Origin of the sequence: Streptomyces sp. NBC_00691 (genome assembly GCF_036226665.1) — a bacterium.
GTDB lineage: Bacteria > Actinomycetota > Actinomycetes > Streptomycetales > Streptomycetaceae > Streptomyces.
This window is the reverse complement of sequence record NZ_CP109007.1, coordinates 7258184-7283785: the sequence shown is the minus strand read 5'-3', so window position 1 is coordinate 7283785 and position 25602 is coordinate 7258184. Positions and strand designations below refer to the sequence as shown.

23 protein-coding genes are annotated in these 25602 nt (G+C 69.7%); 18 read left to right on the top strand and 5 right to left on the bottom strand.

Annotated features, from left to right (window positions below; genetic code table 11):
• The first annotated feature begins 30 nt into the window (after window positions 1-30).
• The 12 genes from OG392_RS32745 to OG392_RS32690 all read left to right on the top strand — a co-directional run bounded on the left by OG392_RS32745 (window position 31) and on the right by OG392_RS32690 (window position 11031).
• The gene (locus OG392_RS32745) at window positions 31-1161 is read left to right on the top strand and encodes an FAD-dependent oxidoreductase (protein WP_329285499.1); all 1131 of its coding nucleotides are present in this window, start codon (window positions 31-33) and stop codon (window positions 1159-1161) included.
• Window positions 1158-2162 carry an amidohydrolase family protein gene (locus OG392_RS32740; protein ID WP_329285498.1) on the top strand — a complete coding sequence of 335 codons (1005 nt, stop codon included), beginning with the start codon at window positions 1158-1160 and terminating at the stop codon, window positions 2160-2162. The genes OG392_RS32745 and OG392_RS32740 overlap by 4 nt, the downstream gene beginning before the upstream one ends.
• An 11-nt stretch (window positions 2163-2173) precedes the next feature.
• Complete coding sequence (locus OG392_RS32735; RefSeq protein ID WP_329285497.1) at window positions 2174-3115, top strand: VOC family protein; 942 nt, start codon at window positions 2174-2176, stop codon at window positions 3113-3115.
• 181 nt (window positions 3116-3296) lie between these two features.
• On the top strand, window positions 3297-4268 hold the full coding sequence (locus tag OG392_RS32730) for a fumarylacetoacetate hydrolase family protein (RefSeq protein WP_329285495.1): 972 nt from the start codon (window positions 3297-3299) through the stop codon (window positions 4266-4268).
• Window positions 4265-5011: an SDR family NAD(P)-dependent oxidoreductase gene (locus OG392_RS32725; RefSeq protein WP_329285493.1), complete on the top strand. Its 747-nt coding sequence runs from the start codon at window positions 4265-4267 to the stop codon at window positions 5009-5011. Before OG392_RS32730 ends, OG392_RS32725 begins: the two co-directional genes overlap by 4 nt.
• Before the next feature lie 17 nt (window positions 5012-5028).
• Window positions 5029-5787, top strand: coding sequence for an SDR family NAD(P)-dependent oxidoreductase (locus OG392_RS32720; protein WP_329285491.1), 759 nt, complete (start codon window positions 5029-5031; stop codon window positions 5785-5787).
• Between the two features lie 16 nt (window positions 5788-5803).
• Window positions 5804-6559: a CoA transferase subunit A gene (locus OG392_RS32715; protein WP_329285489.1), complete on the top strand. Its 756-nt coding sequence runs from the start codon at window positions 5804-5806 to the stop codon at window positions 6557-6559.
• Window positions 6559-7209 (top strand): CoA transferase subunit B, encoded by a 651-nt coding sequence (locus OG392_RS32710; protein ID WP_329285487.1) that lies wholly within the window; start codon window positions 6559-6561, stop codon window positions 7207-7209. The genes OG392_RS32715 and OG392_RS32710 overlap by 1 nt, the downstream gene beginning before the upstream one ends.
• A 96-nt stretch (window positions 7210-7305) precedes the next feature.
• Window positions 7306-8574 (top strand): FAD-dependent monooxygenase, encoded by a 1269-nt coding sequence (locus tag OG392_RS32705; RefSeq protein ID WP_329287597.1) that lies wholly within the window; start codon window positions 7306-7308, stop codon window positions 8572-8574.
• Between the two features lie 22 nt (window positions 8575-8596).
• Window positions 8597-9634, top strand: coding sequence for a cupin domain-containing protein (locus OG392_RS32700; RefSeq protein WP_329285486.1), 1038 nt, complete (start codon window positions 8597-8599; stop codon window positions 9632-9634).
• A gap of 39 nt (window positions 9635-9673) precedes the next feature.
• Window positions 9674-10537 carry a fumarylacetoacetate hydrolase family protein gene (locus tag OG392_RS32695; RefSeq protein ID WP_329285484.1) on the top strand — a complete coding sequence of 288 codons (864 nt, stop codon included), beginning with the start codon at window positions 9674-9676 and terminating at the stop codon, window positions 10535-10537.
• An 8-nt stretch (window positions 10538-10545) separates the two neighbouring features.
• Entirely contained in the window at window positions 10546-11031 is a 486-nt protein-coding gene (locus tag OG392_RS32690) for a MarR family winged helix-turn-helix transcriptional regulator (protein ID WP_329285482.1), read from the top strand.
• Window positions 11032-11080: 49 nt separating this feature from the next.
• Here OG392_RS32690 and OG392_RS32685 read toward each other — a convergent pair whose 3' ends face one another.
• Window positions 11081-12094 carry a LacI family DNA-binding transcriptional regulator gene (locus OG392_RS32685; RefSeq protein ID WP_329285480.1) on the bottom strand — a complete coding sequence of 338 codons (1014 nt, stop codon included), beginning with the start codon at window positions 12092-12094 and terminating at the stop codon, window positions 11081-11083.
• 193 nt (window positions 12095-12287) lie between these two features.
• Between OG392_RS32685 and rhaI the strand changes: the two genes are divergently transcribed.
• The 6 genes from rhaI (at window position 12288) to OG392_RS32655 (ending at window position 20058) form a co-directional block, all read left to right on the top strand.
• On the top strand, window positions 12288-13457 hold the full coding sequence (gene rhaI / locus OG392_RS32680) for an L-rhamnose isomerase (RefSeq protein WP_329285478.1): 1170 nt from the start codon (window positions 12288-12290) through the stop codon (window positions 13455-13457).
• Window positions 13429-15570 carry a bifunctional aldolase/short-chain dehydrogenase gene (locus OG392_RS32675; RefSeq protein ID WP_443054968.1) on the top strand — a complete coding sequence of 714 codons (2142 nt, stop codon included), beginning with the start codon at window positions 13429-13431 and terminating at the stop codon, window positions 15568-15570. Before rhaI ends, OG392_RS32675 begins: the two co-directional genes overlap by 29 nt.
• A 177-nt stretch (window positions 15571-15747) precedes the next feature.
• On the top strand, window positions 15748-17247 hold the full coding sequence (locus OG392_RS32670; protein ID WP_329285476.1) for a rhamnulokinase: 1500 nt from the start codon (window positions 15748-15750) through the stop codon (window positions 17245-17247).
• On the top strand, window positions 17247-18002 hold the full coding sequence (locus OG392_RS32665) for a (Fe-S)-binding protein (RefSeq protein ID WP_329285474.1): 756 nt from the start codon (window positions 17247-17249) through the stop codon (window positions 18000-18002). The genes OG392_RS32670 and OG392_RS32665 overlap by 1 nt, the downstream gene beginning before the upstream one ends.
• Window positions 17999-19423 carry a LutB/LldF family L-lactate oxidation iron-sulfur protein gene (locus OG392_RS32660; protein ID WP_329285472.1) on the top strand — a complete coding sequence of 475 codons (1425 nt, stop codon included), beginning with the start codon at window positions 17999-18001 and terminating at the stop codon, window positions 19421-19423. The genes OG392_RS32665 and OG392_RS32660 overlap by 4 nt, the downstream gene beginning before the upstream one ends.
• Window positions 19420-20058 carry a LutC/YkgG family protein gene (locus OG392_RS32655; RefSeq protein ID WP_329285470.1) on the top strand — a complete coding sequence of 213 codons (639 nt, stop codon included), beginning with the start codon at window positions 19420-19422 and terminating at the stop codon, window positions 20056-20058. Before OG392_RS32660 ends, OG392_RS32655 begins: the two co-directional genes overlap by 4 nt.
• Window positions 20059-20131: 73 nt before the next feature.
• Here the strand turns inward: OG392_RS32655 and OG392_RS32650 are convergent, their stop codons facing one another.
• The 4 genes from OG392_RS32650 to OG392_RS32635 all read right to left on the bottom strand — a co-directional run bounded on the left by OG392_RS32650 (window position 20132) and on the right by OG392_RS32635 (window position 25334).
• Entirely contained in the window at window positions 20132-20458 is a 327-nt protein-coding gene (locus tag OG392_RS32650) for a hypothetical protein (protein ID WP_329285468.1), read from the bottom strand.
• Window positions 20459-20973: 515 nt separating this feature from the next.
• A complete protein-coding gene (locus tag OG392_RS32645; protein WP_329285467.1) occupies window positions 20974-21369 on the bottom strand; it encodes a DUF1345 domain-containing protein in 396 nt (131 codons plus the stop codon).
• Window positions 21350-23056: a hypothetical protein gene (locus OG392_RS32640; RefSeq protein ID WP_329285466.1), complete on the bottom strand. Its 1707-nt coding sequence runs from the start codon at window positions 23054-23056 to the stop codon at window positions 21350-21352. Before OG392_RS32640 ends, OG392_RS32645 begins: the two co-directional genes overlap by 20 nt.
• On the bottom strand, window positions 23034-25334 hold the full coding sequence (locus OG392_RS32635; RefSeq protein WP_329285464.1) for a P-loop NTPase fold protein: 2301 nt from the start codon (window positions 25332-25334) through the stop codon (window positions 23034-23036). Before OG392_RS32635 ends, OG392_RS32640 begins: the two co-directional genes overlap by 23 nt.
• Between the last annotated feature and the right edge of the window lie 268 nt (window positions 25335-25602).

Genomic DNA, 25602 nt, shown 5'->3' with positions numbered 1-25602 from the left:
CCCACAGCCCGAGGAACAAGGGAGTTCCCCATGAGCACACCCCGCAAGGTCCTGGTCATCGGCGGCGGAGCGGCCGGCAACGCCGCGACGATCCTGCTGCGCCGCGCCGGGATCGACGTCGACCTCGTCGAGGCGAAGGACGACTGGAACGCCACCGCCGGCTCCGGCATCACCCTCCAGGGCAACGCGCTGCGCGTCCTGCGCGAGCTCGGTGTCTGGGAGGAGGTGAAGGCGTCCGGTTTCCCCTTCGGATCGGTCGGCATCACCGCGCCTGACGGCACCGTCCTGCACGTACAGCGCGACCTGCGCACCGGCGGCGACGACCTGCCCGCCACTGTCGGTATGCAGCGGCCGCGGCTCCAGCAGATCCTGATCGACGCCGTCCGTGCCAGCGGCGCCACTGTCCACCTGGGCACGACCGCCACGATCCAGGACCAGGACGACACCGGTGTCTCGGTCAGGTTCAGTGACGGAACCGAGCACCGCTATGACCTGGTGATCGCCGCCGACGGTCTGGGCTCCGCCACCCGGGCCCAGGTCGGGATCACCGACAAGCCCGAACCGACCGGCATGGCCATCTGGCGCGTCGCCGCCCCGCGACCCGTCGGGGTCGAGCACACCGATCTCGCCTACGGCGGACCGGCGTTCATCGCCGGCTACTGCCCCACCAGCGACACCACGCTGTACGCATACGTGGTCGAGAAGAACCGCGACCGCTCCTCCATCCCACCCGAGTCCTACGCCCAGGAGATGACCCGTCTCGCCTCGGCATACGGCGGCGCGTGGCCGGAGATCACCTCGACAATCACCGACTCGTCGAAGGTCAACTACACGTGGTTCGACCGGCTGCTCGTCGAAGGAGCCTGGCACCGCGGCCGGGTCGTGCTCGTCGGGGACGCCGCACACTGCTGCCCGCCCACGATGGCGCAGGGCGCGGCGCTGTCCCTGGAGGACTCCTGGGTTCTGGCACAGATGCTGATCGCCGCTGGCACCTGGGACGACGAGCTGCTCCAGACCTACTACGAGCGGCGGATCGCGCGCGTCCGCCCGGTCGTGGAGGGCTCGGTCCAGATCGGCCAGTGGCAGCTCGACGGCGTCCGGGACGCCGATGTGCCCGGGCTGATGGCCCGCACCATGACCATGCTCAGGGAGCTCCCGTGACCACGCCGACCGTGGACGTCCACGCCCACGTCCTGCTGCCTCAGATCGAGGCCCTCGTCGCAGGCCTCCCGGGGCACGCTGAGGCCAAGGCGCTCGACGCCCGCCGCAACGGTCCCGATGCCCTAGCCGTCAGCGGCCCCATGGTCCGCGACCGCGTTCCGGCCCTGACCGACCCCGCCGTCCGGCTCGCCCGGATGGACGCGCAGGGCGTCGACGTGCAGCTCGTCAGTCCCTCGCCGTCGCATTACCACTACTGGGCGGACGCGGATATGGCGGAGAAGGTCTACCGGCTGGCCAACGAGGCGACCGCCGCGCATTGCGCGGTCGCGCCCGGCCGACTGAGGGGCCTGGGACTGGTTCCGCTGCAGCATCCCGATCAGCTCGCGCCCGCCTTGGACCATGCGCTGGAGCACGGGCTCTCCGGAGTGGAGATCTCCAGCCACGCCCCTGACCGTGAGTTGTCCGATCCGGCCTACGAGCCACTCTGGACTCGCGCGGAGGAGACCGGGGCGGTCGTGTTCCTGCACCCGTTCGGCTGCACCCTCGACGAGCGCCTGGACCGGTGGTACCTGTCCAACACCGTGGGCCAGCCCACCGAGAACGCCGTCGCCCTCTCTCATCTGATCTTCTCCGGCGTCCTCGACCGGCACCCCGGGCTGAAGATCGTCGCGGCCCACGGGGGCGGTTACCTGCCCACCCACATCGGGCGCAGCGACCACGCCTGGCGGGCTCGGACCGATGCGTCGGCCGGATGCGCCCAGCCCCCCAGCAGCTACCTGCGGCGTCTGTACTTCGACTCGCTCGTGCACGACCCGAGAGTGCTGCGGGCGTTGGTGGAGGCGGCCGGTGCGGACCGAGTGCTGCTCGGCTCGGACTTCCCCTTCGACATGGGATCCGCCGACCCCGTCGGCGCGCTGCGCGCGGCGGACCTGCCCGAAGCCGACTTCCGCGCCATCCGCGGCGCCAACGCCGCAGCCCTGCTCAACCTCTCCACCGCCTGAGGAGGCACCCCATGACGAACAACCGCCTGCTCACCCACCTGCGGCACGTCGACCTCGCCGTGCCCGACTACGACAAGCAGCTCGACTTCTACGCCGGCGTCTGGGGCCTGACCAAGGTATCGGAGGACTCCGGCATCTCCTTCCTCGCCGCCGAGGGCAGCCCCGAGCAGTACGTGGTCCGGCTGCGCAAGGCCGACGAGAAGCGCCTCGACCTGGTCTCCTACGGCGCCGCGACCCCGACCGACGTGGACACCCTCGCCGAGCAGCTCCTGGCCGGCGGCGTGCAGCTGATCTCGCAGCCCGGCGCCGTCGACACCCCCGGCGGCGGCTACGGTTTCCGGTTCTTCGACGTCGACGGCCGCACCATCGAGGTCTCCGCCGATGTCGAGGTCCGTCGGCACCGCAAGATCGAGGAGAAGGAGGCGATCCCGGTCAAGCTGTCGCACGTCGTGCTCAACTCCCCCGACCTGGAGCGCACCCGCGCCTGGTACGAGCAGCACCTCGGCTTCCGGCTGTCCGACTCGCTCAGCTCGCCCCACATGGGCGACGTCATGCACTTCATGCGGATCAGCTCGCAGCACCACTCCATGGCGCTGGCGAAGGGCCCGCACACCTCCCTGCACCACATCTCCTTCGAGATGCGCGGCATCGACGAGTACATGCGTGGCTCGGGCCGTGTCCTGCGGGCCGGTCACACGAAGATCTGGGGGCCGGGCCGGCACATGGCCGGGGACAACACCTTCACCTACTTCCTCGACCCGCACGGCAACACCGTCGAGTACACCACCGAGCTGGAGAACCTCGACGAGGACACCTGGCACCCCCACGTCTACGACTTCTCGCAGCCCGAGGTCACCGACCAGTGGGGCACCGCCAACGCGATGAACGAGCTCGTCGCGAAGGAGTCGTTCAACGACCCCGACCGCGGCTGCTTCCTCGCCCCGCCGGTCTAGCTCCGGTCACCCGATCCCCGGGGACGCGGCGGCGGTTCCTGTCCCGCCCTGACTGCCACCGCCGCGTCCCCGGCTCCGGTCCACGGGACCGGAACCGTCCGTAGAAGGCCGGCAACGGGCCCTCTCTCCGTCCCGGACGGCCCGGTCCCGTGTCCCCCGTTTCTCCACCAGGAGCCGCACCATGCGTTTCGCCGCTTTCGAATACCGGCACCGGAACCGTGTCGCCGTCGTCGAGGACGACGGCACGCTGTTCCCCCTGCCCGGCATCACCTCGCTCACCGACCTGATCCGCGACACCGACGGTCTGCCGGGCCTTCTGGCTGCCGGAGCAGCGGCCCTGGACGTGCCGCCGGGACCCCATGTCTCCGAGGTCCGGCTGCTTTCGCCGCTCCAGCCCTCTTCGGTCAGGGACTTCGTCACCTTCGAGGAGCACGTCGAGGGCGTGCGCCGCTCCGTCAGCGGCGAATCCGGAGTGCCCGCCCAGTGGTACGAGGCACCCACCTACTACTTCACCAACCCCCACGCGATCTTCGGACCGCATGACGACGTGCCCATGCCCCCCGGGTCGTCCGTGCTCGACTTCGAGCTGGAGGTGGCGGCCGTCATCGGCCGGGAAGGCCGTGACCTGACCCCGGAGCAGGCGCGGGAGCACATCGTCGGCTACACCGTGTTCAACGACTGGTCCGCACGGGACCTGCAGTCCGCCGAGATGCGGATCGGTCTCGGCCCGTGCAAGGGCAAGGACACCGCCACAACGCTGGGCCCCTACCTGGTGACCGCCGACGAACTGGAGCCTCACCGCGACGCCGACGGCTTCCTGCGACTTGCTCTGACGGCCGAGGTCAACGGCGAGAAGATCGGCAGCGACCTGCTGTCCAACATGAGCTGGACGTTCGAGGAGATGACCGCCTACGCCTCGCGCGGCACCCGGATCGTCGCCGGTGACGTGCTGGGCTCCGGAACGTGCGGCAACGGTGGCTGTCTCGCAGAGCTCTGGGGCCGCTCAGGTCAGCAACTCCCGCCGCCGCTCAAGCCCGGTGACACCGTCACCCTGACCGTACAGGCCCTCGGGTCCCTCACCACTCGCGTGGTCCCCGGTACCGATCCCGTCGCCCTGCCCAAGGGCCGACGCCGTAACCGGGAGCGGCCGTGAACGGCGGGCGCCTCACGGGAAAGGTCATCGTCGTCACCGGTGCGGCCCGCGGCCAGGGCGCCGCAGAGGCCGCCGCCCTGACGCGCGAAGGCGCCACGGTCATCGCCACGGACGTGAACGGCAGGGAGGGCGTCCGAAGGCTCGACGTCACCCTGGCCGACGACTGGGCCGACCTGGCCGATCACCTCCGCGGGACGTACGGGGCGGTGCACGGCCTGGTCAACAACGCCGGCATCACCTGGCGGGCCCGGCTGAACGAGGTCACCGCCAAGGACATGAGCTGCGTGCACGCCGTCAACGTGAACGGCCCGCTCCTGGGAATCCAGCACTTGGCCCCGCTGATGCCTCCGGGTTCCTCGGTCGTGAACGTCGGCTCCTCCGCCGCGCTGACCGCCCACTACCCGGTGGCCTACACGACGAGCAAGTGGGCGCTTCGCGGCCTGTCGAAGACCGCCGCCATGGAGCTCGGCCCCCGGGGGATCCGGGTGAACACCATCCATCCCGGCTTCATCGAGACGGAGATGACCGCCTCGGCCGCCCCCGCCTTCCGGGCGACGAACATTCGCGAGACGCCCCTGGGCCGTGTGGGCACCGTCGAGGAGGTGACACCGCTGGTGGTGTTCCTGCTCTCCGACGAGTCGTCGTTCATCTCCGGCGCGGAGATCCCGGTCGACGGTGGCCTCACCTCGCACGGCGGGGTGAAGTCCGTGTCCGACGCGCTGCTCGACGGGAACGCGCGATGAGGCGGCTGGAAGGGAGAGTGGCCCTGGTCTCGGGCACGGCCCGCGGACTGGGAAGGGCGGCGGCCCTGCGGTTCGCCGCCGAAGGCGCCTTGGTCGTCGGCGGCGACCTCCTGCACGACGAAGCCCTGGAGACGCAGCGGGAGATCGGCCGGGAAGGCGGCACGGCTCTCACGCCCGGCCCCCTGGACGTCACCTGTCCCGAATCCGTCGGAGCGTGGGTGGAGGAAGCGGTCGAGGCGTTCGGAGGCGTCGACATCGTCCTCACCAATGCCGGCTCCGTACGGTTCGGCCCCCTCGCCGAACAGTCCTACGACGACTACGCGTCCACCGTGCGCTCCGAGCTGGACTCGGTCTGGCTCACCACCCGAGCCGCGTGGCCGCACCTGGCACGCAGCCGCGGCTGCGTCGTCACCATCGGCTCCACCGCCGGGATCACCGGCTCCCTGACCAACCACCGCACCGCCCACTCCGCCGCGAAGGGAGGGGTGATCGCGCTGACCCGCCAGCTCGCCGCCGAAGGCGCCGAGCACGGCATCCGCGCCAACTGCGTCAGCCCGGGGCTGGTCGATACCGAGGGCTCCCGGGGCAACCTGCTCGCCGACTCCCACCCCCTGCGCGACGCCGCCCGGCACATCCCTCTCGGCCGTCTGGGAACCCCCCAGGACGTCGCCGGCGTGGCGGCCTTCCTCGCCTCCGAGGACGCCTCCTACGTCTCCGGCGCCCATCTCGTCGTCGACGGCGGCTGGTCCGCCGTACTGCCGGGCCCCCTCACCTGAAAGGACACCAGGAACCGTGGACAAGGTCATCCGGAATCCTGCCGATGCCGTCGCCGACATCCCCGACGGCGCCTCGCTCGCCGTCGGCGGCTTCGGGCTCAACGGCATCCCCGAGACCCTGATCCGTGCCCTGCACGCCCAGGGCGCCACAGACCTCCAGGTCGTCTCCAACAACTGCGGCATCGACGACCGGGGCCTGGGGATCCTGCTGGCAGCCGGGCGCATCAGCCGGGTCACCGGCTCCTACGTCGGCGAGAACAAGGAATTCGCCCGCCAGTACCTCAGCGGAGAGCTGGAGGTCGAACTCGTCCCTCAGGGCACCCTCGCCGAGCGCCTCCGCGCCGGCGGCTGCGGCATCCCCGCCTTCTACACCCCGGCAGGCGTCGGAACACAGGTCGCCGACGGCGGCCTGCCCTGGCGCTATGCCCCCGACGGCACGATCGCCCTCCCCTCCCCCGCCAAGGAGACCCGGCTCTACGACGGCCGCCCCCACGTCCTGGAGCACGGCATCACCACCGACTTCGCCCTCGTCCGGGCATGGCGCGGCGACCGACACGGCAACCTCGTCTTCCGCCGGGCCGCCGCCAACTTCAATCCCCTCGCCGCGATGGCCGGCCGGATCACCATCGCCGAGGTCGAGGAGCTCGTCGAACCCGGCGTCCTTCACCCCGACCGGGTCCACCTGCCCGGCGTCTTCGTCCAGCACGTCCTGCCCCTCACCCCCGCCCAGGCGGCCGACAAGCAGATCGAGAAGAGGACGGTGCGCGCCTGATGGCCTGGAACCGCAATCAGATGGCCGCCCGGGCCGCCGCCGAACTGACGGACGGCTCATACGTCAACCTCGGCATCGGCCTTCCCACTCTCATCCCCGCCTACGTGCCGGCCGGCGTGCACGTGGTGCTTCACTCCGAGAACGGCATCCTCGGGACCGGCCCCTACCCGTCCGACGACGAGGTCGACCCCGACCTCGTCAACGCCGGCAAGGAGACCGTCACCGTTCTGCCCGGGGCGTCGTTCTTCGACTCCGCCCTGTCGTTCGGGATGATCCGCGGCGGCCACATCGACACCGCCGTCCTCGGAGCCATGCAGGTCTCGGCGGCCGGAGACCTGGCGAACTGGATGATCCCCGGCAAGATGGTCAAGGGGATGGGCGGCGCCATGGACCTAGTCCACGGCGCGCGCCGGGTCATCGTGCTGATGGAGCACACCGCCAAGGACGGCAGCCCGAAGATCGTCCAGGACTGCACCCTCCCCCTCACCGGCCGCACCTGCGTCGACCGCGTCATCACCGACCTCGGCGTCCTCGACGTCACAGCCGGTGGCCTCGCCCTGGTCGAGACCGCGCCCGGCGTCACCGTCGAGGACGTCCGCGCCCGCACGGGCACCTTCGTCCATGTCGACAGCACCGCCGCCGCCTGCTGACCGCTCTCCCACCCGTGCCGGTCCCTGCGTGGACCCGCACCGAGAGTTCCTGCTCCTGCCCCGATGGTCCGTACACCAATGATCCCGACGCGGAAGATCCACCAGGTCGGGAGGCGGATCGACCCCCGTCCTTCAAGGAGGCACCTGCCCGTGACGACCTCGCCCCTGCACATCGCCGTCGTCGGCGGCGGCATCGGCGGCTTGGCCGCCGCCCTCGCCGTCGCCCGCTCAGGCCACCGCGTGACCGTGGTGGAGCGCGCCGCCCGGTTCGGCGAGATCGGAGCCGGCCTCCAGCTGGCTCCGAACGCCTCGCTGGCACTGGAGGAACTCGGCGTCCTCGACGCCGTGCAGCGCTCCGCCGTCGCCCCGCCCCAGCTCGTCATGATGGACGCGCTCACCGGCAAGCAGGTCACCGCTCTCGACCTGCGCGGCGACGCCTACCGCAGCCGTTTCAAGCACCCCTACCTCGTCACCCACCGCACCGACCTCCACGGCGTTCTCCTGACCGCCTGCGAGGAGCACCCGTCGATCACCCTGCGCACCGGGCGAACCGTCACCGACGCGGTCCAGACGCAGGCCGCGGTACGCCTGCACTTCGCCGAGACGCCCGAACGGCTCGCGGCGGACGCGGTGGTGGCCGCCGACGGCCTGCACTCACGGCTCCGGCAGATCCTCGTGAACGACGGCGCCCCCGTCTGCTCGAAGTACGTCGCGTACCGCGGCGCGCTGCCCGTCACCAGCATGACGGGATCGATGGCGCAGCACGCGACTACGGAGTCAGTCATCGTCTGGGCCGGACCGCGCATGCATCTCGTGCAGTACCCCGTGCGACGCGGCGAGCTCTACAACCAGGTCGCCGTCTTCGAGAGCGACCACTACGACCCCGGCTCCGACGACTGGGGCACCGAGGCGGAGCTGGAGGAGCGGTTCGCCGGTGCCTGCGACGCTGTGCGCGACGCCTTGCCTCTGATCGCCCGGGACCGGCGCTGGCCACTGTTCGACCGCCTTCCGATCACCGACTGGGTCCACGGCCGCATCGTGCTGCTCGGCGACGCCGCGCACCCGATGCTGCAGTACCTGGCCCAGGGCGCCTGCCAGGCACTGGAGGACGCAGTGACCCTCGGCCACGCTCTGCGCGAGCACGGCCGCCCGGAGGACGCGTTCACGTCCTACGCCGCCCTGCGGACCGAGCGGGCCGCGTCGATCCAGACGAACGCGCGGCGATTCGGCGAGATCTGCCACATGGACGGGATGGGCGCCTTCCTGCGCAACCAACTCCTGTCCGACCGCACCCCCGAGGACTTCGACGACGTCGCCTGGGTGTGGACCCCCGCCGGCGACCTCCAGCCCGCGCCCGCCCCGTGAGCAACCACCGCGAGGAGACAACATGACCGACGACCCCGCCTACAAGGCCCTCGACGCCCTCGGCGCAGCACCGCTCTGGCGGTTCTACGGCAACCTGTTCCCCGCCCAGCCCCGCAGCAGGGCCGTCCCCCACCGGTGGAGCTGGAAGGAGCTGCGGCCACACCTGCTGCACTTCTCCCAGACGCTGTCCCTGGACGAGGCCGAACGCCGGGTCCTCATGCTCGTCAACCCCGGGCTCACCGACCCGCCCGCCACGGTCAACACCCTGTACGCCGGCCTGCAGATCATCCTGCCCGGCGAGACCGCCCAGGCCCACCGGCACACCTCCAACGCCTTCCGCTTCATCCTGGAAGGCGACGGCGCCTGGACCACCGTCAACGGCGAACGCGTCTTCATGTCCCCCGGCGACCTGCTGCTCACACCCGGCTGGCACTGGCACGACCACACCCACGAGGGCGACGCGCCGATGATCTGGCTCGACGCCCTGGACTACCCCCTGGTCAACGCGCTGGAAGCAGGCTTCTACGAGAAGTACCCCCAGCGGCTCCAGCCAGTGACCCGCCCCGACGACGCCGGCAGCCGCCAGTTCCTCCACGGCCGCCTGACCCCCGCCTGGATCACACCGGACGGGCCGAACTCGCCCGTCACCCGCTACACCTGGGCCGAGACCAGCCGGGCCTTGGACGCCGTCGCCGACACCGCCGAGGGCAGCGACGTCGACGGCATCGTCCTGGAGTACACCAACCCGTGGACCGGTGGCCCGGTCATGCCCACCATCGGCTGCCGGATCCAGCGGCTGCGACCGGGCTTCGAGGGGGCGGGCCGTCGCCACACCGCCTCCACCATCTTCAGCGTCGTCCGCGGCGAAGGCTCCACCATCGTGGACGGCAAGCGGCTGGACTGGACGGAGAACGACACCTTCGCCGTCCCGGGCTGGGCCTCCTACCGGCACCTGAACACCTCGAAGTCCGCCGACGCGGTCCTGTTCTCGTACAGCGACGAGCCCGTGATGCGGTCCCTGGGCCTCTACCGCAGCGAGAGCGCCGACCCCGGCGCCTGATCACTCCCCCGATTCTTCCCCACCACCAAGGAGGCCACGATGCGCCTGGCCCTGTTCGACAAGGGACGCCTCGGCGTCGTCGACGGCGACACCCTCACCGATGTGACCGACCAGGTCGCTCTCTCTTCCGCCGGTCCGGCCGGCGCGCTCCAGCAGTACATCGAGACGGTGTCCGACGCCGCCGGTCCGGTGCTCGACCTGGCCGACGGGCGCCGCGTGGCACTCGCCGACGTGTCGCTGGAGGCCCCGCTGCCCCGTCCCGGCAAGATCATCGGTGCGCCTGTCAACTACCTCGACCACAAGGCCGAGATGGACTACCCCACGTCCATCGCCGACCTGGGCGTCTTCCTGAAGGCCAACTCGTCCGTGATCGGCCCGGACCAGGACATCGTCCTGCCCTACTCCGACGTCCGAACGGACCAGGAAGGCGAACTGGCCGTCGTCATCGGCCGGACCGCGTCGCAGGTCAGCGCCGACGAAGCTCTGGACTACGTCTTCGGCTACACCTGCCTGCTGGACGTCACCGTCCGCTCCGGCGAGGACCGCTCCACCCGCAAGTCCTTCGACACCTTCACCCCCATCGGCCCCTGGATCGTCACCGCCGACGAGATCGAGGACCCCGACCGGCTGGACCTGCGCTGCGACGTGGCCGGAGAGACCCGGCAGAGCACCAACACCGCGTACCTCATCTTCGGCGTGCGGGAGCTGGTCGCCTACGCCTCCTCGGTGATGACCCTGTACCCCGGCGACGTGATCGCGACGGGCACCCCGGCCGGCGTCGGGCCGCTCAGCGACGGAGACCGCGTCGTCGTCGAGATCGAGAAGATCGGCCGGCTCGAAGTCGGCGTGGACGGCTCCCGGGCCACTCCGTACGAGTCCCGGCCCGGTCACCGCCGAGGCTGATCCCCTCCGTGCAGGCCGGAACCGGCGCGACCGGGGCCGGCCCCGCACGGCTTCACGAGCAGGAGATCACCGTGACCGGAGCCCTCGACCTGGACCGCTACGCCGGCCATCTGATCCGGCGTGCCGAGCAGGTCCACACGTCGCTCTGGAGCACGTTCGTCTCCGAGACCGTGACCTCTCAGCAGTTCGCCGTGCTCAACGCCTTGAGGCGGAGCCCGGGCATCGACCAGAGCACGGTCGCGCGGTTGACCTCGCTGGACAGGTCGACGGCGCATCACATCGTGCGGCGGCTGACCGCCCAGCACTACGTCAGTCGCGCGCGCGATCTCGCAGACAGGCGGCGGACCCTGCTGGCGCTGACCGCGGAGGGCAGAGAGCTGCACACCTCGCTCGCGCCCGCCGCCGAGAAGATCAACGACGAATTGCTCGCCGTCTTTCCCGACGGGCTGAGGGGCGAGGCGCTGCGGGTCCTCGCACAGATCTCTCAGCGGTAGTCCATCGGGCGTCCGTGGCACGCTCTGCGGCGCCTTCGTCCCTCCGCGCTCAGCGGCGGGACAGGCTGGAGCGACGGACGACGAGCTCCGGCTGCAGCACGATGCCGGTGTGCCGGTGCAGTTGCTCCGGCTGCGCGGGGTCGATCTCCTCCAGGAGCAGCTCGGCTGCGAGGCGGCCGATCTCGCCGGCCGGGTGTCGGACCGAAGTCAGCGGAATCAGGCTCGCCTCCGCGAACTCGATGTCGTCGTAACCGACGACGGCGAGATCGTCGGGCACGCGAACCCCCGCGTCGAAGGCCGTCTGCATCACTCCCAGCGCCAGCAGGTCGTTCGCGCAGAAGGCGGCCGTCGGCCCCGCCGGAAGACCGAGCAGTCGTGCTCCCGCGTCCCTGCCGGCCCTGACATCGAGCCTCTCCGCCGGGATGTCGGTGATCATGTCGGCGCCCAACCCCGCTTCTCCTACCGCGCGCAGGAGTCCTTCACGCCGGTCTCGGACCTGCTGGAGATGGTCCGGTCCGTGGACGTAGGCGATCCGGCGGTGCCCGGCGGCGAGCAGGTGGCGACCGGCGAGCGTGCCGCCCAGGACGTCGTCAGCGGCCACGGAACAGGCTTCCTCCGGGGCCACCGCGCGGTCGACGATGACGAAGGGAATCTCAGGTCGCAGCAGCGCCTCCCACGGTCTGCCCTGCGAGGCGACCGGCGCCAGCATGACTCCTCGGAGCCGCTGCTCGGCGAAGAGTGCCAGGTACGCTTGCTCGGCCTCGACGCTCTCAGCGCTGTTGCACACCATCACGCCCAGCCCCGCCCCGGCGGCCGTCGTCTCGGTGCCGCGGGCCATGGCCGCGAAGAAGGGGTTCCCGGTGTCCATGACCAGCAGCCCGAGCATGCGGCTCCGGCCTGCGCGCAGCTGGCGCGCCGACTCGCTGCGGACGTAGCCCAGCAGGTCGATGGCGGCCTGCACGCGCGCCCGGACATCGCCGGAGACACGCTCTGGTCTGTTCAGCACGTTGGAGACCGTGCCGACGGAGACGCCCGCCTGGCGCGCCACCTCCTTGATGCCCACCACTGCCGACCGTCCGTTCGCCTGAGTTCCGTGTGGTCGCCATCGTAAGGCGCTTCGCCTCACACGTAAATGAATCGTTTCAGTTTCATAGCCTTCGATCTCTTGACCAGGACTTCAAAGTCATGCTTCCTTACTGATGAAACGATTCAAAGCGCCGTCGCGACCAGCGCGGCTGAAGTTCTGAGGTTGCCCAATGACTGTCGTACGGGACGCTGCGAAGGCCGCGCTCAAGGCCCAGCGCATCGAGACGCCCTCCTGGGGCTACGGGAACTCCGGCACGCGCTTCAAGGTGTTCGCCCAACCCGGCGTTCCCAGGAACCCGTGGGAGAAGCTCGACGACGCCGCCAAGGTCCACGAGTTCACCGGCGCGGCGCCGAAGGTCTCCCTGCACATCCCGTGGGACCGCACAGACGACTACGCGGCCCTCGCCGCCTACGCCAAGGAGCGCGGCCTGGAACTGGGCGCGATCAACTCCAACACGTTCCAGGACGACGACTACCGTCTCGGCAGCGTCTGCCACCCCGACGCGAAGACCCGCCGCAAGGCCGTCGACCACCTTCTGGAGTGCGTCGACATCATGGACGCCACCGGGTCGACCGACCTGAAACTGTGGTTCGCCGACGGCACCAACTACCCCGGCCAGGACGACATCGTCGGGCGGCAGGACCGTCTCGCCGAGTCCCTCGCGGAGGTCTACGAGCGGCTCGGCGAGAACCAGCGGATCCTGCTCGAGTACAAGTTCTTCGAGCCGGCCTTCTACACCACCGACGTCCCGGACTGGGGCACCTCGTACGCCCACTGTCTCAAGCTCGGTCCGAAGGCGCAGGTCGTCGTGGACACCGGCCACCACGCCCCCGGCACCAACATCGAGTTCATCGTCGCCTTCCTCCTGCGCGAGGGGAAGCTCGGCGGCTTCGACTTCAACTCCCGCTTCTACGCGGACGACGACTTGATGGTCGGATCGGCCGACCCCTTCCAGCTCTTCCGGATCATGCACGAGGTCGTCAAGAACGGCGGCCTGGACGCCTCCGCGAACGTGGCCTTCATGCTCGACCAGTGCCACAACATCGAGGCGAAGATCCCCGCCGTCATCCGGTCCGTCATGAACGTCCAGGAGGCCACCGCGAAGGCCCTCCTCGTCGACCGCGACGCGCTCACCGCCGCCCAGCGCGCAGGTGACGTCCTCGCCGCCAACGCCGTCCTGATGGACGCGTACAGCACCGATGTCCGTCCCCTGCTGCGCGAGGTGCGCGAGGAGCAGGGCCTGAACCCCGATCCCGTCGCGGCCTACGCCGCCTCCGGGTGGCAGGAGCAGATCGCCGCCGAGCGCGTCGGTGGCGAGCAGGCCGGCTGGGGCGCCTGAGCCCGGTGACGCCCCCTGGGCCTCCTCGCTACCCCTCCTCCCCGCAGCCTCGAACCAGAAGGACCGATCGCACATGTCCACCCACCCCGAAGTCGCCGCCCTCCTCGACCGCGCGCGCCGCCTGGGCTCAGACCCCCGCAACACCAACTACGCCGGCGGCAACGCCTCCGCCAAGGGCACCGTCACCGATCCCGTCACCGGCGCGGACACCGAGCTGATGTGGGTGAAGGGCTCCGGCGGCGACCTCGGCACCCTCACCGAGGACGGCCTCGCCGTCCTCCGGCTCGACCGGCTGCGGGCCCTGAAGGGCGTGTACCCGGGCGTGGACCGCGAGGACGAGATGGTCGGCGCCTTCGACTACTGCCTGCACGGCAAGGGCGGCGCCGCTCCGTCCATCGACACCGCCATGCACGGCCTGGTGGAAGCCGCACACGTCGACCACCTCCACCCGGATTCCGGCATCGCGCTGGCCTGCGCCGCCGACGGCGAGAAGCTGACGGCGGACTGCTACGGCGGCAAGGTGGCGTGGGTGCCGTGGCGCCGGCCCGGCTTCCAGCTCGGCCTCGACATCGCGGCGATCAAGGAAGCCCACCCCGAGGCCGTCGGCGTGGTCCTCGGCGGCCACGGCATCACCGCCTGGGGCGCGAGCGCGGAGGAGTGCGAGACCAACGCGCTGTGGATGATCCGCACCGCGGAGACCTTCCTCGCGGAGCACGGCAAGAAGCAGCCGTTCGGCGTACCACTGGACGGTTACACGGCGCTGGACGACAGGGAGCGTCGGGAGCGGGCCGCAGCACTCGCGCCCGTCATCCGTTCGCTGGCCTCTCAGGACCGCCCCCAGATCGGCCATTTCACGGACTCCGACGTCGTACTCGACTTCCTCGCCCACGACCAGCATCCGCGCCTTGCCGCCCTGGGCACGTCGTGCCCGGACCACTTCCTGCGCACCAAGGTCCGACCGCTCGTTCTGGACCTGCCGCCCGCGGCTCCGCTGGACGAGGCCGTCGCCCGACTGAAGGAGCTGCACGAGGAGTACCGGGAGGAGTACGCCGCCTACTACGCGCGGCACGCCACCGCCGACTCGCCGGCCATGCGCGGCGCGGACCCCGCGATCGTTCTGGTCCCGGGCGTCGGGATGTTCTCGTTCGGCAAGGACAAGCAGACCGCGCGGGTGGCGGGCGAGTTCTACGTCAACGCGATCAACGTGATGCGTGGCGCCGAGGCGGTGTCGACGTACTCCCCCATCGAGGAAGCAGAGAAGTTCCGCATCGAGTACTGGGAGCTGGAGGAGGCCAAGCTGCGGCGCATGCCGAAGCCGAAGGCGCTCGCCACGCGGGTGGCACTGGTGACGGGCGCGGGCTCCGGTATCGGCAAGGCCATCGCCCACCGGCTGGTGGCCGAGGGCGCCTGCGTCGTCGTCGCCGACCTGAACGGGCAGAACGCCCAGGCGGTCGCCGAGGAGCTCGGCGGTCCCGACAAGGCGGTCGCGATCGCCGTGGACGTCACCTCCGAGGAGCAGATCAGTGCGGCGTTCCGCGAGGCCGTCCTCGCGTTCGGCGGGGTCGACCTCGTGGTCAACAACGCCGGCATCTCCATCTCGAAGCCGCTGCTGGAGACGACCGCGCAGGACTGGGACCTCCAGCACGACATCATGGCCCGCGGGTCCTTCCTGGTCTCCCGCGAGGCCGCGGGAATCATGATCGAACAAGGTCTGGGCGGCGACATCGTCTACATCGCCTCCAAGAACGCCGTCTTCGCCGGGCCGAACAACATCGCCTATTCCGCCACCAAGGCCGACCAGGCTCACCAGGTGCGTCTCCTCGCCGCCGAACTCGGCGAGCACGGGATCCGCGTCAACGGGGTCAACCCCGACGGGGTGGTGCGCGGTTCGGGCATCTTCGCCGCAGGGTGGGGAGCGCAGCGTGCCGCGACCTACGGCATCGAGGAGGAGAACCTTGGCGAGTTCTACGCCCAGCGCACCCTCCTGAAGCGCGAGGTCCTGCCCGAACACGTCGCGAACGCGGTCTTCGCCCTCACCGGCGGCGACCTGACCCACACGACCGGCCTGCACGTCCCCGTCGACGCCGGTGTCGCTGCGGCCTTCCTGCGCTGAGGCCCCATTGATCGCCCCGGGACAGGTGACTGACGCATCTGCTCCCGGGGGCACCGCGGACCGGCGGCGCACACCGCCCCGCACCCCGGCCCTGACACCGGGCCCCGACGGGACGCCGCCGGTCCGCCTTCCTTTCCGTCTTCCCCTCCTGAACCACCCGCACCGCAGAGGTATCCCGTGACCACCACTCCACCGTCCTCCGCCTTCACGTCCGCGTTCGCCGCGGTCGATCTCGGCGCCACCAGCGGACGGGTGATCGTCGGCCGGGTAGGTCCGGACAACCTCGACCTCACCGAGGTCCACCGCTTCCCCAACACCCCCGTGCGCCTCCCCGACGGGCTGCGCTGGGACGTCCTCGCCCTGTTCCAGGGCGTCCTCGACGGACTACGCGAAGCCGCGCGCCGCGGTGGTGTCGCTTCCATCGGTGTCGACACCTGGGCCGTGGACTACGGACTCCTCGACACGGACGGCGCTCTGCTCGGCCACCCCTACCACTACCGCGACGACCGCACCGACGCCGCGGCCGCCTCCGTCTGGGCCAGGGTCGGTCCCGAGGAGCTGTACGGCATCACGGGCCTCCAGCACCTCCCGTTCAACACGGTCTTCCAGCTCGCCTCCTCCCGGGGAACCGCCCAGCAGGACGCGGCCCGCACCCTGCTGCTCATCCCCGACCTGCTGATCCACTGGCTGACCGGGTCCGTCGGAGCCGAGGAGACCAACGCCTCCACCACCGGTCTCTTCGACGCCCGCACCGGAACCTGGTCGAAGGACCTCATGAAGCGGCTCTCCCTCGACCCCGTTCTCTTCCCGGCGCTACGCACCCCCGGCGAACCGGCCGGCACCCTGCTCTCCCACGTCGCCGCGTACACCGGACTCGACCCTCGGACGCCGGTGACGACGGTCGCCTCGCACGACACCGCCTCCGCGGTTGCCGCCGTACCCGCGACCGAACCCGGCTTCGCCTACATCTCGTGCGGCACCTGGTCGCTGGCCGGACTCGAACTCGACGCCCCGGTCCTGAGCGAGGCCTCCCGGGCGGCGAACTTCACGAACGAGCGCGGCATCGACGGCACCATCCGGTACCTGCGCAACATCATGGGCATGTGGCTCCTGGAGGAGTGCCGGCGCACGTGGGAGAAGGAGAACCTGCCCACCCACATCCCCACGCTCCTCGCCGACGCCGCCCGGGCCGAGGCGTTCGCTTCTCTCGTCGACCCGGACGCCCCGGAATTCCTCGCCCCCGGCGACATGCCGACCCGCATCCGGGGCTACTGCGCCCGCACCGGGCAGCACGTCCCGGGCAGTCAGGGGGCGATCGTGCGCTGCATCCTGGAGAGCCTGGCGCTCGCTCACCGCCGCACCCTGCGCCAGGCCGCAGCGCTCGCCGGCCGCGACATCCGCCGGATCCACCTCGTGGGCGGCGGCTCCCGCAACGACCTGTTGTGTCAGCTCACCGCCGACGCCACCGGCCTGCCGGTTGTCGCCGGCCCCACAGAAGCCACCGCACTGGGCAACATCCTCGTCCAGGCCCGCGCCGCAGGCTTGGTCGGAGACCTCACCGACATGCGCCGGCTGATCGCCTCCACCCAACACCTGCGGCACTACACCCCCCGGGGCGACACCAGTTCCTGGGACGATGCCGCCACCCGACTCGACTCCGCCCCGAGGAACCTCTGATGCGCGTCGCCCTCTTCGCCACCTGCGTCAACGACGCGGTCTATCCCGCGACGGCCGTCGCCACCGTCAAGCTCCTCGAACGCCTCGGCGTGACGGTCGACTTCCCTGCCGGGCAAACCTGCTGCGGTCAGCCGCAGTACAACACCGGCTACCGGCGGGAGACCGAACCGCTGGTCCGCCGCATGGCCCGCGTCTTCAAGGGCTACGACCACGTCGTCACCCCGTCCGGTTCCTGCGTCGCCATGGTCCGCGACAACTACCCGAGGATCGGCCGCAAAGCCGGCCTGGAAGGACGCGGCGACACTCTGGCGAATGCCTCCGATTCCCTCGTCCCCAAGACGCTCGAACTGACGGAGTTCCTCGTGGACGTGCTGGGGGTGACGGACGTGGGCGCGTACTTCCCGCACAAGGTCACGTACCACCCGTCCTGTCACGGTCTGCGGATGCTCGGCCTCGGCGCACGCCCCCGCCGCCTCCTCGAAGCGGTGAAGGGCCTGAATCTGGTGGAGCTGCCGGGCGCGGAGGAGTGCTGCGGCTTCGGCGGCACCTTCGCGGTGAAGAACCCCGACGTGTCGGCGGCGATGGGCGCCGACAAGATCGCTAACGCGCTGTCCACCGGCGCCGAGATTCTGTGCGGTGCCGACAACTCCTGCCTCATGCATCTCGGCGGGATGCTGCGCCGCCAGGACGCCCCGCAGCGAGCGCTGCACATCGCCGAGATCCTCGCGAGCACGGAAGAGGAGCCGCTGACATGAGCGGAACGTTCATCGGCATGCCGGCCTTCCCGAAGGCCGCGCACGAAGCCGTACGCGACGACACCCTGCGGGCCAACCTGCGCCACGCCACCCACACCATCCGCGACAAGCGGGCGGTGGCCGTATCGGAGCTGGCGGACTGGGCCGAGCTGCGCGAGGCCGGGAAGCAGATCAAGGACCTCACCCTCGGCAACCTGGACCGCTACCTGGTCCAGCTGGAGGAGGCGGTGACGGCGGCCGGCGGCACCGTCCACTGGGCGGCGGACGCGGCCGAGGCCAACCAGATCGTCGCCGACCTGGTGAAGGCAACCGGCGAGACCGAGGTCGTCAAGGTCAAGTCGATGGCCACCCAGGAGATCGGTCTCAACGAGCACCTGGAGGCCGAGGGCATCCGCGCCTACGAGACCGACCTCGCCGAACTCATCGTCCAGCTCGGCGAGGACCGGCCCTCCCACATCCTCGTCCCTGCCATCCACCGCAACCGCGGCGAGATCCGCGACATCTTCCGCACCCAGATGGGCCGTTGGGGACGTCCGGCACCGGAAGGCCTGTCCGACTCCCCCGCCGAGCTCGCGGAGGCGGCCCGACTGCACCTGCGGGAGAAGTTCCTGCGGGCCAAGGTCGGGATCTCCGGCGCGAACTTCATGGTCGCCGAGACCGGCACCCTCGTCGTCGTCGAGTCCGAGGGCAACGGCCGCATGTGCCTCACCCTCCCCGAGACCCTCATCTCCGTCGTCGGCATCGAGAAGGTCGTGCCTACCTGGCAGGACCTGGAGGTCTTCCTCCAGACGCTCCCCCGCTCCTCCACCGCCGAGCGGATGAACCCGTACACGAGCACGTGGACCGGAACCACGGACGCGGACGGCCCGAAGAACTTCCACCTGGTCCTCCTCGACAACGGCCGCACCGACGCCCTCGCCGACGAGGTGGGACGGCAGGCGCTGCGCTGCATCCGCTGCTCCGCCTGCCTTAACGTCTGCCCGGTGTACGAACGGGCGGGCGGGCACGCGTACGGCTCTGTCTACCCGGGCCCGATCGGCGCCATTCTCACCCCCCAGCTGCGCGGCACCACCAGCGAGGTCGACGCCTCCCTCCCGTACGCCTCCTCCCTGTGCGGCGCCTGCTACGACGTCTGCCCGGTCGCCATCGACATCCCCGAAGTCCTCGTCCACCTCCGCGAGAAGGTCGCCGAACAGGGCGGGAAGGGGCACCGCCTGGAGAAGGCCGCGATGAAGGCCGTCGGGTGGGTCCTGGACCACCCCGGTGTGCTCGGTGCCGGGGAGCGTCTCGCGTCCGCCACCCGCAAGCTCCACCCGAAGAAGCTGGCCGGGCCGGGCGCTCGCCAGTGGACCGAGAGCCGCGACCTGCCCGAACTGCCCGCCGAACCGTTCCGCGACTGGTGGAAGAAGAACCGCACGTGAAGCAGAACTCCCGCGCACGCGTCCTGGGGCGCATCCGCCAGGCACTCCTCGACGCCCCGCCCTCCCCTGAAGCGGCACGCGACTACCTCACCGCCCACACCCCCGACGCTGAGGCCGCGATCCTGGACCTCCTTCACGAGAACCTCGCCGACTACCGCGCGAACGTGCACCGCACTACGGAAACCGACCTTCCCGCTCTAGTGGCAGAACTCCTCGACCGGCACGGTGCCAACACCATCGCCGTGCCCCCCGGCCTGCCCGCCGCGTGGCTGTCCGACACAACGGCCCAGCAGCACCACGACGCGAATTCCCTCCTCACCCCACACGAGCTGGACACCACGCACGCCGTGGTCACCACCTGCGCTCTCGCCATCGCCGAAACCGGCACGATCGTCCTGGACGGCGGCCTCGGCCAAGGCCGCCGCGCCCTCACACTCGTCCCCGACCTGCACATCTGCGTCGTGCGCGCCAAGGACCAGGTCGTCGGCTCCGTTCCCCAGGCCCTGCCGCGCCTCGACCCGGCCCGCCCTCAGACTTGGATCTCCGGTCCCTCCGCCACCAGCGACATCGAACTCGACCGCGTCGAAGGCGTGCACGGGCCAAGGCGGCTTGATGTTGTGATCGTCACCCTCTGACGAGACGACGGAACCTCAGCGTGGGGCGTCCGCGGCCTGCTCCCAGCGGCCCGCCAGGCTGAGGTGCGGACGGTCAGGCGTAGGGGTTGCAGACGAGGAAGCCCTCGACTCGGCTGATGCAGTCCGAAGCGAGATCGCAGGAGAGTGCGAGGCCGAGCTTGTCGGCACGGACCTCGCTGATCCACTGGTCATGCTGGTACTCGTGGTTGATGAGCGCGAGAAGCAGGTGGTTGGCGACGACGGTGAGCTGGGCGGGAGCGCCGACCCCGACCGCAGCGATGTTGCCGATGTGGGTATGGACGCGTTCGGCGATGGTGTCGCGGAAGGCGGTGAGCCGTTCGACGGTCGGCAGGCCTCGACCTCTTCGACGCCGCTCCGTTCGGCGCGCAGGCGTGACCACCTAATACGCTGTCCGCAAGGCAGGTGTCAGTCCGGGCGGACGCATTGCCGTCCTCGGGATCGGCGGCTTGGGTCACCTCGCCCTCCAGTTCGCGGCCAAACTCGGGTACGAGACCATCTCCATCGCAAGCAGCGAAGGCTGCGAGCAGATCGCACGCGAGCTCGGCGCCCACCGAGCACGCTCTCCTCTTCGGAGCCACCACGCGCTCGACCCCATGACCGGAGACTTCAGCAAGGCGGTGCGCGGGGCCGGGCATCAACTTCGCCGGCATCGCAGCGGCCCGCGCAACAGCTCGTCGGACTGGCGGCCGCCAGACGCATCGACTTCGGCCCCTCCGTCACCACTCACGTCGCCTGCCCGAAGCCGCGGACGCCGTCACCCTGCTGCAAAAGAAGATCGGAGACCCAATCCGTCTCGTGCTCACCCTCTGAGCACGAGGGGTGGTGGCCGGATCACCACGCCCCGCGCGGCTGATCCGATCACCGCCCCCGCCGTCCGGAGATCAACGGCACCCGTCAGGCATCCTCCCCGCTGTCCAGTGCCGCGATCATGCCGGCCATGATCACCGTGTTGAAGACGAACGTGATGGCCACATTGGCCGCCACCGTCCGGCGCATCTCCCACGACCTCACCGTGACGTCCGTCGTACCGAACGTGATCATGACCGACAGGCGCAGTACACGTAGCCGGCCCAAGGCCACCGTCGCACCACCTGGAAAGTCCAACGCCGCCTCGTCCTCCACGAGGTTGTCGGCGTGGAAACCCACCGCGAAGGCGAACAGGGCACAGATCCAGGCGACAACCACAAGACCGAGGGCCATCAGGACCCGCACCGTCGCCGGGAAGGCAGAACCCAGATGCCTGGGACGCCAGACTGTCGAAATGACCGCGTCAGCGGATTCCGGCAGCACTCTTGAACGCCCTCATTCGCTCCTTCCCTTCAGAGGTCTTTCCTTGGCCGGTCAGCTGGCGGCCCAGCCGCCGGGCCAAGTCCGGAAGAGGCCGGACAGCCTGGCCCAGCGCGGAGGCGTTCGCGGGTGCCGCCGTCTGCAGCGCTGCTCCCATGTGCTCGATGAAAGCGGCAGGAACACAGTCCGGGTTTGCTGCGATCAGTGCCCCTATGAGGCTAGTGGCATGGCCGAGCGTCGTCTGGTCGCTGCCCGCTTCCTCGAGTAGCACGCCCCAAACGGATGGGGAGTCGGCACCGGCGGTGACAACGTCGGCCATACGTGCCGCGTCCCAATCCCGGTCTGCTAGGTGCTGCTGCACGTGACCACAGACCGCTTCGGTGAACTGACCGCTGCCTGCGATGAGTCCAAGGAGCGCCGGCAGCTGTTCGGTGTCGGCGAAATCGAGGGCGTCGTTGAGGATCGTGTGTGCGGCTTCATTGGCTCGCTCAGCAAGGTCGGGGCACCGGCCGTTTGCTGCGGCAAGAAGCGACGCCTGCTGGTTGGGGGCGACCTTGTCCCACACAGAGGCGGCGTGTGCCCAGGCCGTGGTGTCGTTGCCATCCAGGATCTGCTGGACGAGCAGGCTGGGCAGTGCAGTCTCCCGCAGATCGCTCCGATCAGCAGCGGCCACCGCCAGTGTGCGGACATGCGGCTGGAGCTGCTGCCAGAACTGCGCGATCCAGGAGAGCCATGTGACAGTGACCGCGGCGTCCTGGGCATGATGCGCGGCGAACGCGACGGCCGGAACCGGGGCGCTCCCGATCCAGTTCTGCAGATGCTGCAGCGCCACAGCGAGCTTTGCTGCGCGCAGGTCGGGGTCCCGGAAGAGTACCTGCAGACCCTCCAGTACCTCGGCGATGTGGGGCTGGTTGTAGTTGCCGAGCACCATCATGAGCTGGTCAGCAAGCCGGGAACCTTCTGCGCGACCCTGCTGTGTGGTCATTAGTGCGGGCAGCCAGCGTCGAGCATGGGCTCCGCGTTCGTCAGGCTGGTTCAGGGATGCTGTCAGGGCGGTCACGCACGTCCCGGCTGCTTCTCGCACCTCGGGCTCTTCACTGTGCTGCGTGTGACGTAGGTAGGTGACCACTGCTTCCACGAGTGCGTCACGTACAGCCTCGGTGACGATGGGGTCGTGAAGGTTGCCGACGATGGCCACCGCGCAGACCGCCGCATCCTGTTCCGGCAGGTCGGCCATGATCGATGCGGCGTCGGCGGCCAAGTCCAGGCAGGTGTGCGCGGCATTTCCCACTGCACGGGCTGTCACGGTGCTCACCAGCGCGCCCGGGGTGATGGCTGCGTGGTGGCCGATCGTGGGAAGCCAGGTGTGCAACAGCTTCGCCGTGGCCTGGGAGCTGCCCGCATCGTCATCGTCTTCCAGGAATCCGGCTGCCCGCTCGGCAATTTGTGCTGCCAGGGTGGAGTCGGCGGGCGCAGCAGGTGTCGCAGCCGGGTGGCCCCATCCGTCTTCAGACACAGTGGCGTGGCCCAGGAGCTCGACGGCCTTGGCTCGCAGGTTGTTGTCATCGGTGGCGAGCCAGGCCAGCAGACCCTCGGCAAAGGGCCGCTGCCACTGGTGGACGTCCGCAGATTCGACGGTGATCTGGTGCACGCGTTGGGTTGCTTTGTCATCGCCGACGCGTGCTGCCATCGCGAGCAGTGCCTGGTGTGCTTGCGGCGGCCATGCCGCTCGCTGTATTGCGGGGGCGTCCTCGTAGGCGGTGATCCAGGTCGTGAGGTCGCCGGTGCTGCCGTTGTCGGCGAGAGTGGTGAGGTAGTCGCTCAGCGGCGCATGCAGCTGGTCGGCGTGTCGGCCGGCGGGCAAAGCGATCAGGGCCTGGGCCCACAGAAACGCGGGCTGTTCGGCACCAGGGGTTCCCTCGAGCACTGGCGCTGGTCGTGCTCAGCGCTTGGTGCAGGGCGGGAAGGTACGCGTCGGGGAAGACCTCCAGGGCGGCGATGAGGTCATGGGCCGGTATGGCAGTGGCGGCATCGGCGCGCCTGCGGGCGATTTCCTCGGTCAACGCTTGCAGTGCTCTGGCGCTCTGCGGGTCCGCTGCCGCGTGGTCGGCAAGGCCTGGGATCCGGCCGAGTGCCTGGACAGCAGCGGTCAGAGCGTTTTCCACATCGAGTCCCTGGCGCGCTTGGGCGATGGTGTGGGCTGCGGCGCTCAGTATGCGGTGACGGCCCTCTGTGCCGATAAGTCGAGTGGTGAAGGCTTCGGTGTCGCGCTGGACGAGTTCTCGGTGAATCGCCGCTGCCTGCTCACTACCGAGAAGCCTGCTTGCGGGGGTGGAGCCGAGGGTGAGCAGCGGCATCAGATGCGCAGGTCGGCCAGTGCGTGTCCGGCCAGCTGTGGCGAGAAGGTAGGTGAGGCCGGGCTGGGCCATTGTGTTCAGGCGGCGAATGGTCTGTTGGCCATCGGCTATGTCCTGCGCCGGAACGGTCTGGGTGAACGCTCGCAGGAGCGGATCGTTTACCGCCGTGGTGGAGCCGAGAAGAGCGTCGTCGAGGACGGCGAGAAGGTCGTGCTCCGTACGAATCGCGTGATACAGGCCGGGAAAGTCGTGACGCAGGACCGTCAGGCGCGCCAGAGTCAGTGGATGGCCCGTGACTTCACCGGGCGCAATACGAGCAGTGCCGGTTTCATCCGGTCGCTCACGGCGCATCGCCAGGGCGTAGTCGGCAAGGAACGCGTTGAGCAGACGGATGACGTGCCGGGGGTCCTTGACGTCCTGGTGCACGAGGAGGTCGAGAACGTCATGTACTCGCTGCATGCCTCCCAGTACCGCAACAGCACCATGCTCCGTGGGATGTGTCAGAAGACGCTCGGCGTAGTCCCTGAGGTCTCCCCCATGGTGCGCGGGCAGGACCATGCGCACGGTGAACAGCTTGTTCAGGTACTCCTGGGCGGCTTCTTCAGTGGCCTTCCTCTCCGGCCCCGCGGTCGGAGACGGGCTGCTGTCGTGCTCGGCTGTGTGGGCAGAGCGATGCGCGAGACCGGGCCGGACTCCGACGATGGCCTCACGGACGATGTCCTCGTCGCAAGAGAGCAGGAACACAGGCGGATGCGTGTGGTGGGTGCCGGTCAGCAGCAGGCCCCGCACGGTCGTGAGTGCTTCGAGTACTTCCGTGGCAGACAGACGGTCGATGTCGTCGATGGCGATGACCAGGCGCCGTCTGATGCCACCGATGAGGCGGGCGAAGACCTGTTCCAGGTCGTCGGTCGACTCCGGCCGCGGGGTGGTCAAGGTGATGTCGTACCGTTTTAGTGCGGCCAGGGCTCCTTCCTTCACGGTTCCCAGGACGTTGGCTGCGACTGCGGCGCTGAACGCGACAGCCACCAGCGGGCTGGCCCCGGGCGAGGCGAACCACGCCCAGGGCGAAACGCCGGCACCCACGCCGACCACCCGGCCTACGAGGACCAGGACGGCGCCAATGAGCCAGATGAACCCGAGCGTGGCCGCCATCCAGCCCAGCGCTTCCAGCGCGGCCATCACGTACTTCCGTCGGGACGTGCCCGGCCGACCGGACGTCGCGCTGCGCCTCGAGTCGACCCGCTGCCGGCCGCTCTCCAGACATACCCGCTCGCTGTGCCAGGTCTTGTCGTTGATCAGACCCTGTCGCTTCAGATCGTCCAGCAGCCCATACAGCAGTCCCCGGGCGCGGGCGGTACCGCTGTGCCGCTCCGCACTGAGATGAACGACCGCCCAGTCCTTGTTACCCTTCAGTTCCGCGTCGAGCAGACGGACAACGGACGATTTGCCGCTGCCGAACGGTCCGAGCAGGCCGATTGCAAGGGACTGACGAGAGCCCCGCAGAATCATGGACAACTCCTGTGCCACCGACAGGTGGTCGAAGCGGTCCTGCTCCTGTGAATCGATCGCGGAATCCTCAAGGACCCACGGCCGGGGTTGTGCCATGTGCATCGCTCCGATCCTGAACCCCCAACGGGTGAACGGATCCTACGAGCCACCACTGACAAACCTGCACCGACATTGAGCTCTTTCCAACCTCACGCTGACGCGTGAGGTTGGAAAGAGCTCAGTGCGGCGAGCCCGACGACGTCGCCGCGCTGGAGCAGAACCCTCGGCTCGCTGGCTCCAGCCTGCCCGACCCGGGCTCGGGGAACGCCTTACGTCGAGCCGAGCCGGCTGGACTGCCGGAACAGACGTACTACCACGTCCCGCTAGATCA

Bases quoted from the DNA above. Each gene is read 5' to 3' on its own strand.
- OG392_RS32745 (WP_329285499.1), top strand. From the start codon at position 31: ATGAGCACACCCCGCAAGGTCCTGGTCATCGGCGGCGGAGCGGCCGGC.
- OG392_RS32735 (WP_329285497.1), top strand. From the start codon at position 2,174: ATGACGAACAACCGCCTGCTCACCCACCTGCGGCACGTCGACCTCGCC.
- OG392_RS32730 (WP_329285495.1), top strand. From the start codon at position 3,297: ATGCGTTTCGCCGCTTTCGAATACCGGCACCGGAACCGTGTCGCCGTC.
- OG392_RS32710 (WP_329285487.1), top strand. From the start codon at position 6,559: ATGGCCTGGAACCGCAATCAGATGGCCGCCCGGGCCGCCGCCGAACTG.
- OG392_RS32700 (WP_329285486.1), top strand. From the start codon at position 8,597: ATGACCGACGACCCCGCCTACAAGGCCCTCGACGCCCTCGGCGCAGCA.
- OG392_RS32695 (WP_329285484.1), top strand. From the start codon at position 9,674: ATGCGCCTGGCCCTGTTCGACAAGGGACGCCTCGGCGTCGTCGACGGC.
- rhaI (WP_329285478.1), top strand. From the start codon at position 12,288: ATGACTGTCGTACGGGACGCTGCGAAGGCCGCGCTCAAGGCCCAGCGC.
- OG392_RS32665 (WP_329285474.1), top strand. From the start codon at position 17,247: ATGCGCGTCGCCCTCTTCGCCACCTGCGTCAACGACGCGGTCTATCCC.
- OG392_RS32660 (WP_329285472.1), top strand. From the start codon at position 17,999: ATGAGCGGAACGTTCATCGGCATGCCGGCCTTCCCGAAGGCCGCGCAC.
- OG392_RS32640 (WP_329285466.1), bottom strand. From the start codon at position 23,056: ATGGCAGCACGCGTCGGCGATGACAAAGCAACCCAACGCGTGCACCAG.
- OG392_RS32635 (WP_329285464.1), bottom strand. From the start codon at position 25,334: ATGCACATGGCACAACCCCGGCCGTGGGTCCTTGAGGATTCCGCGATC.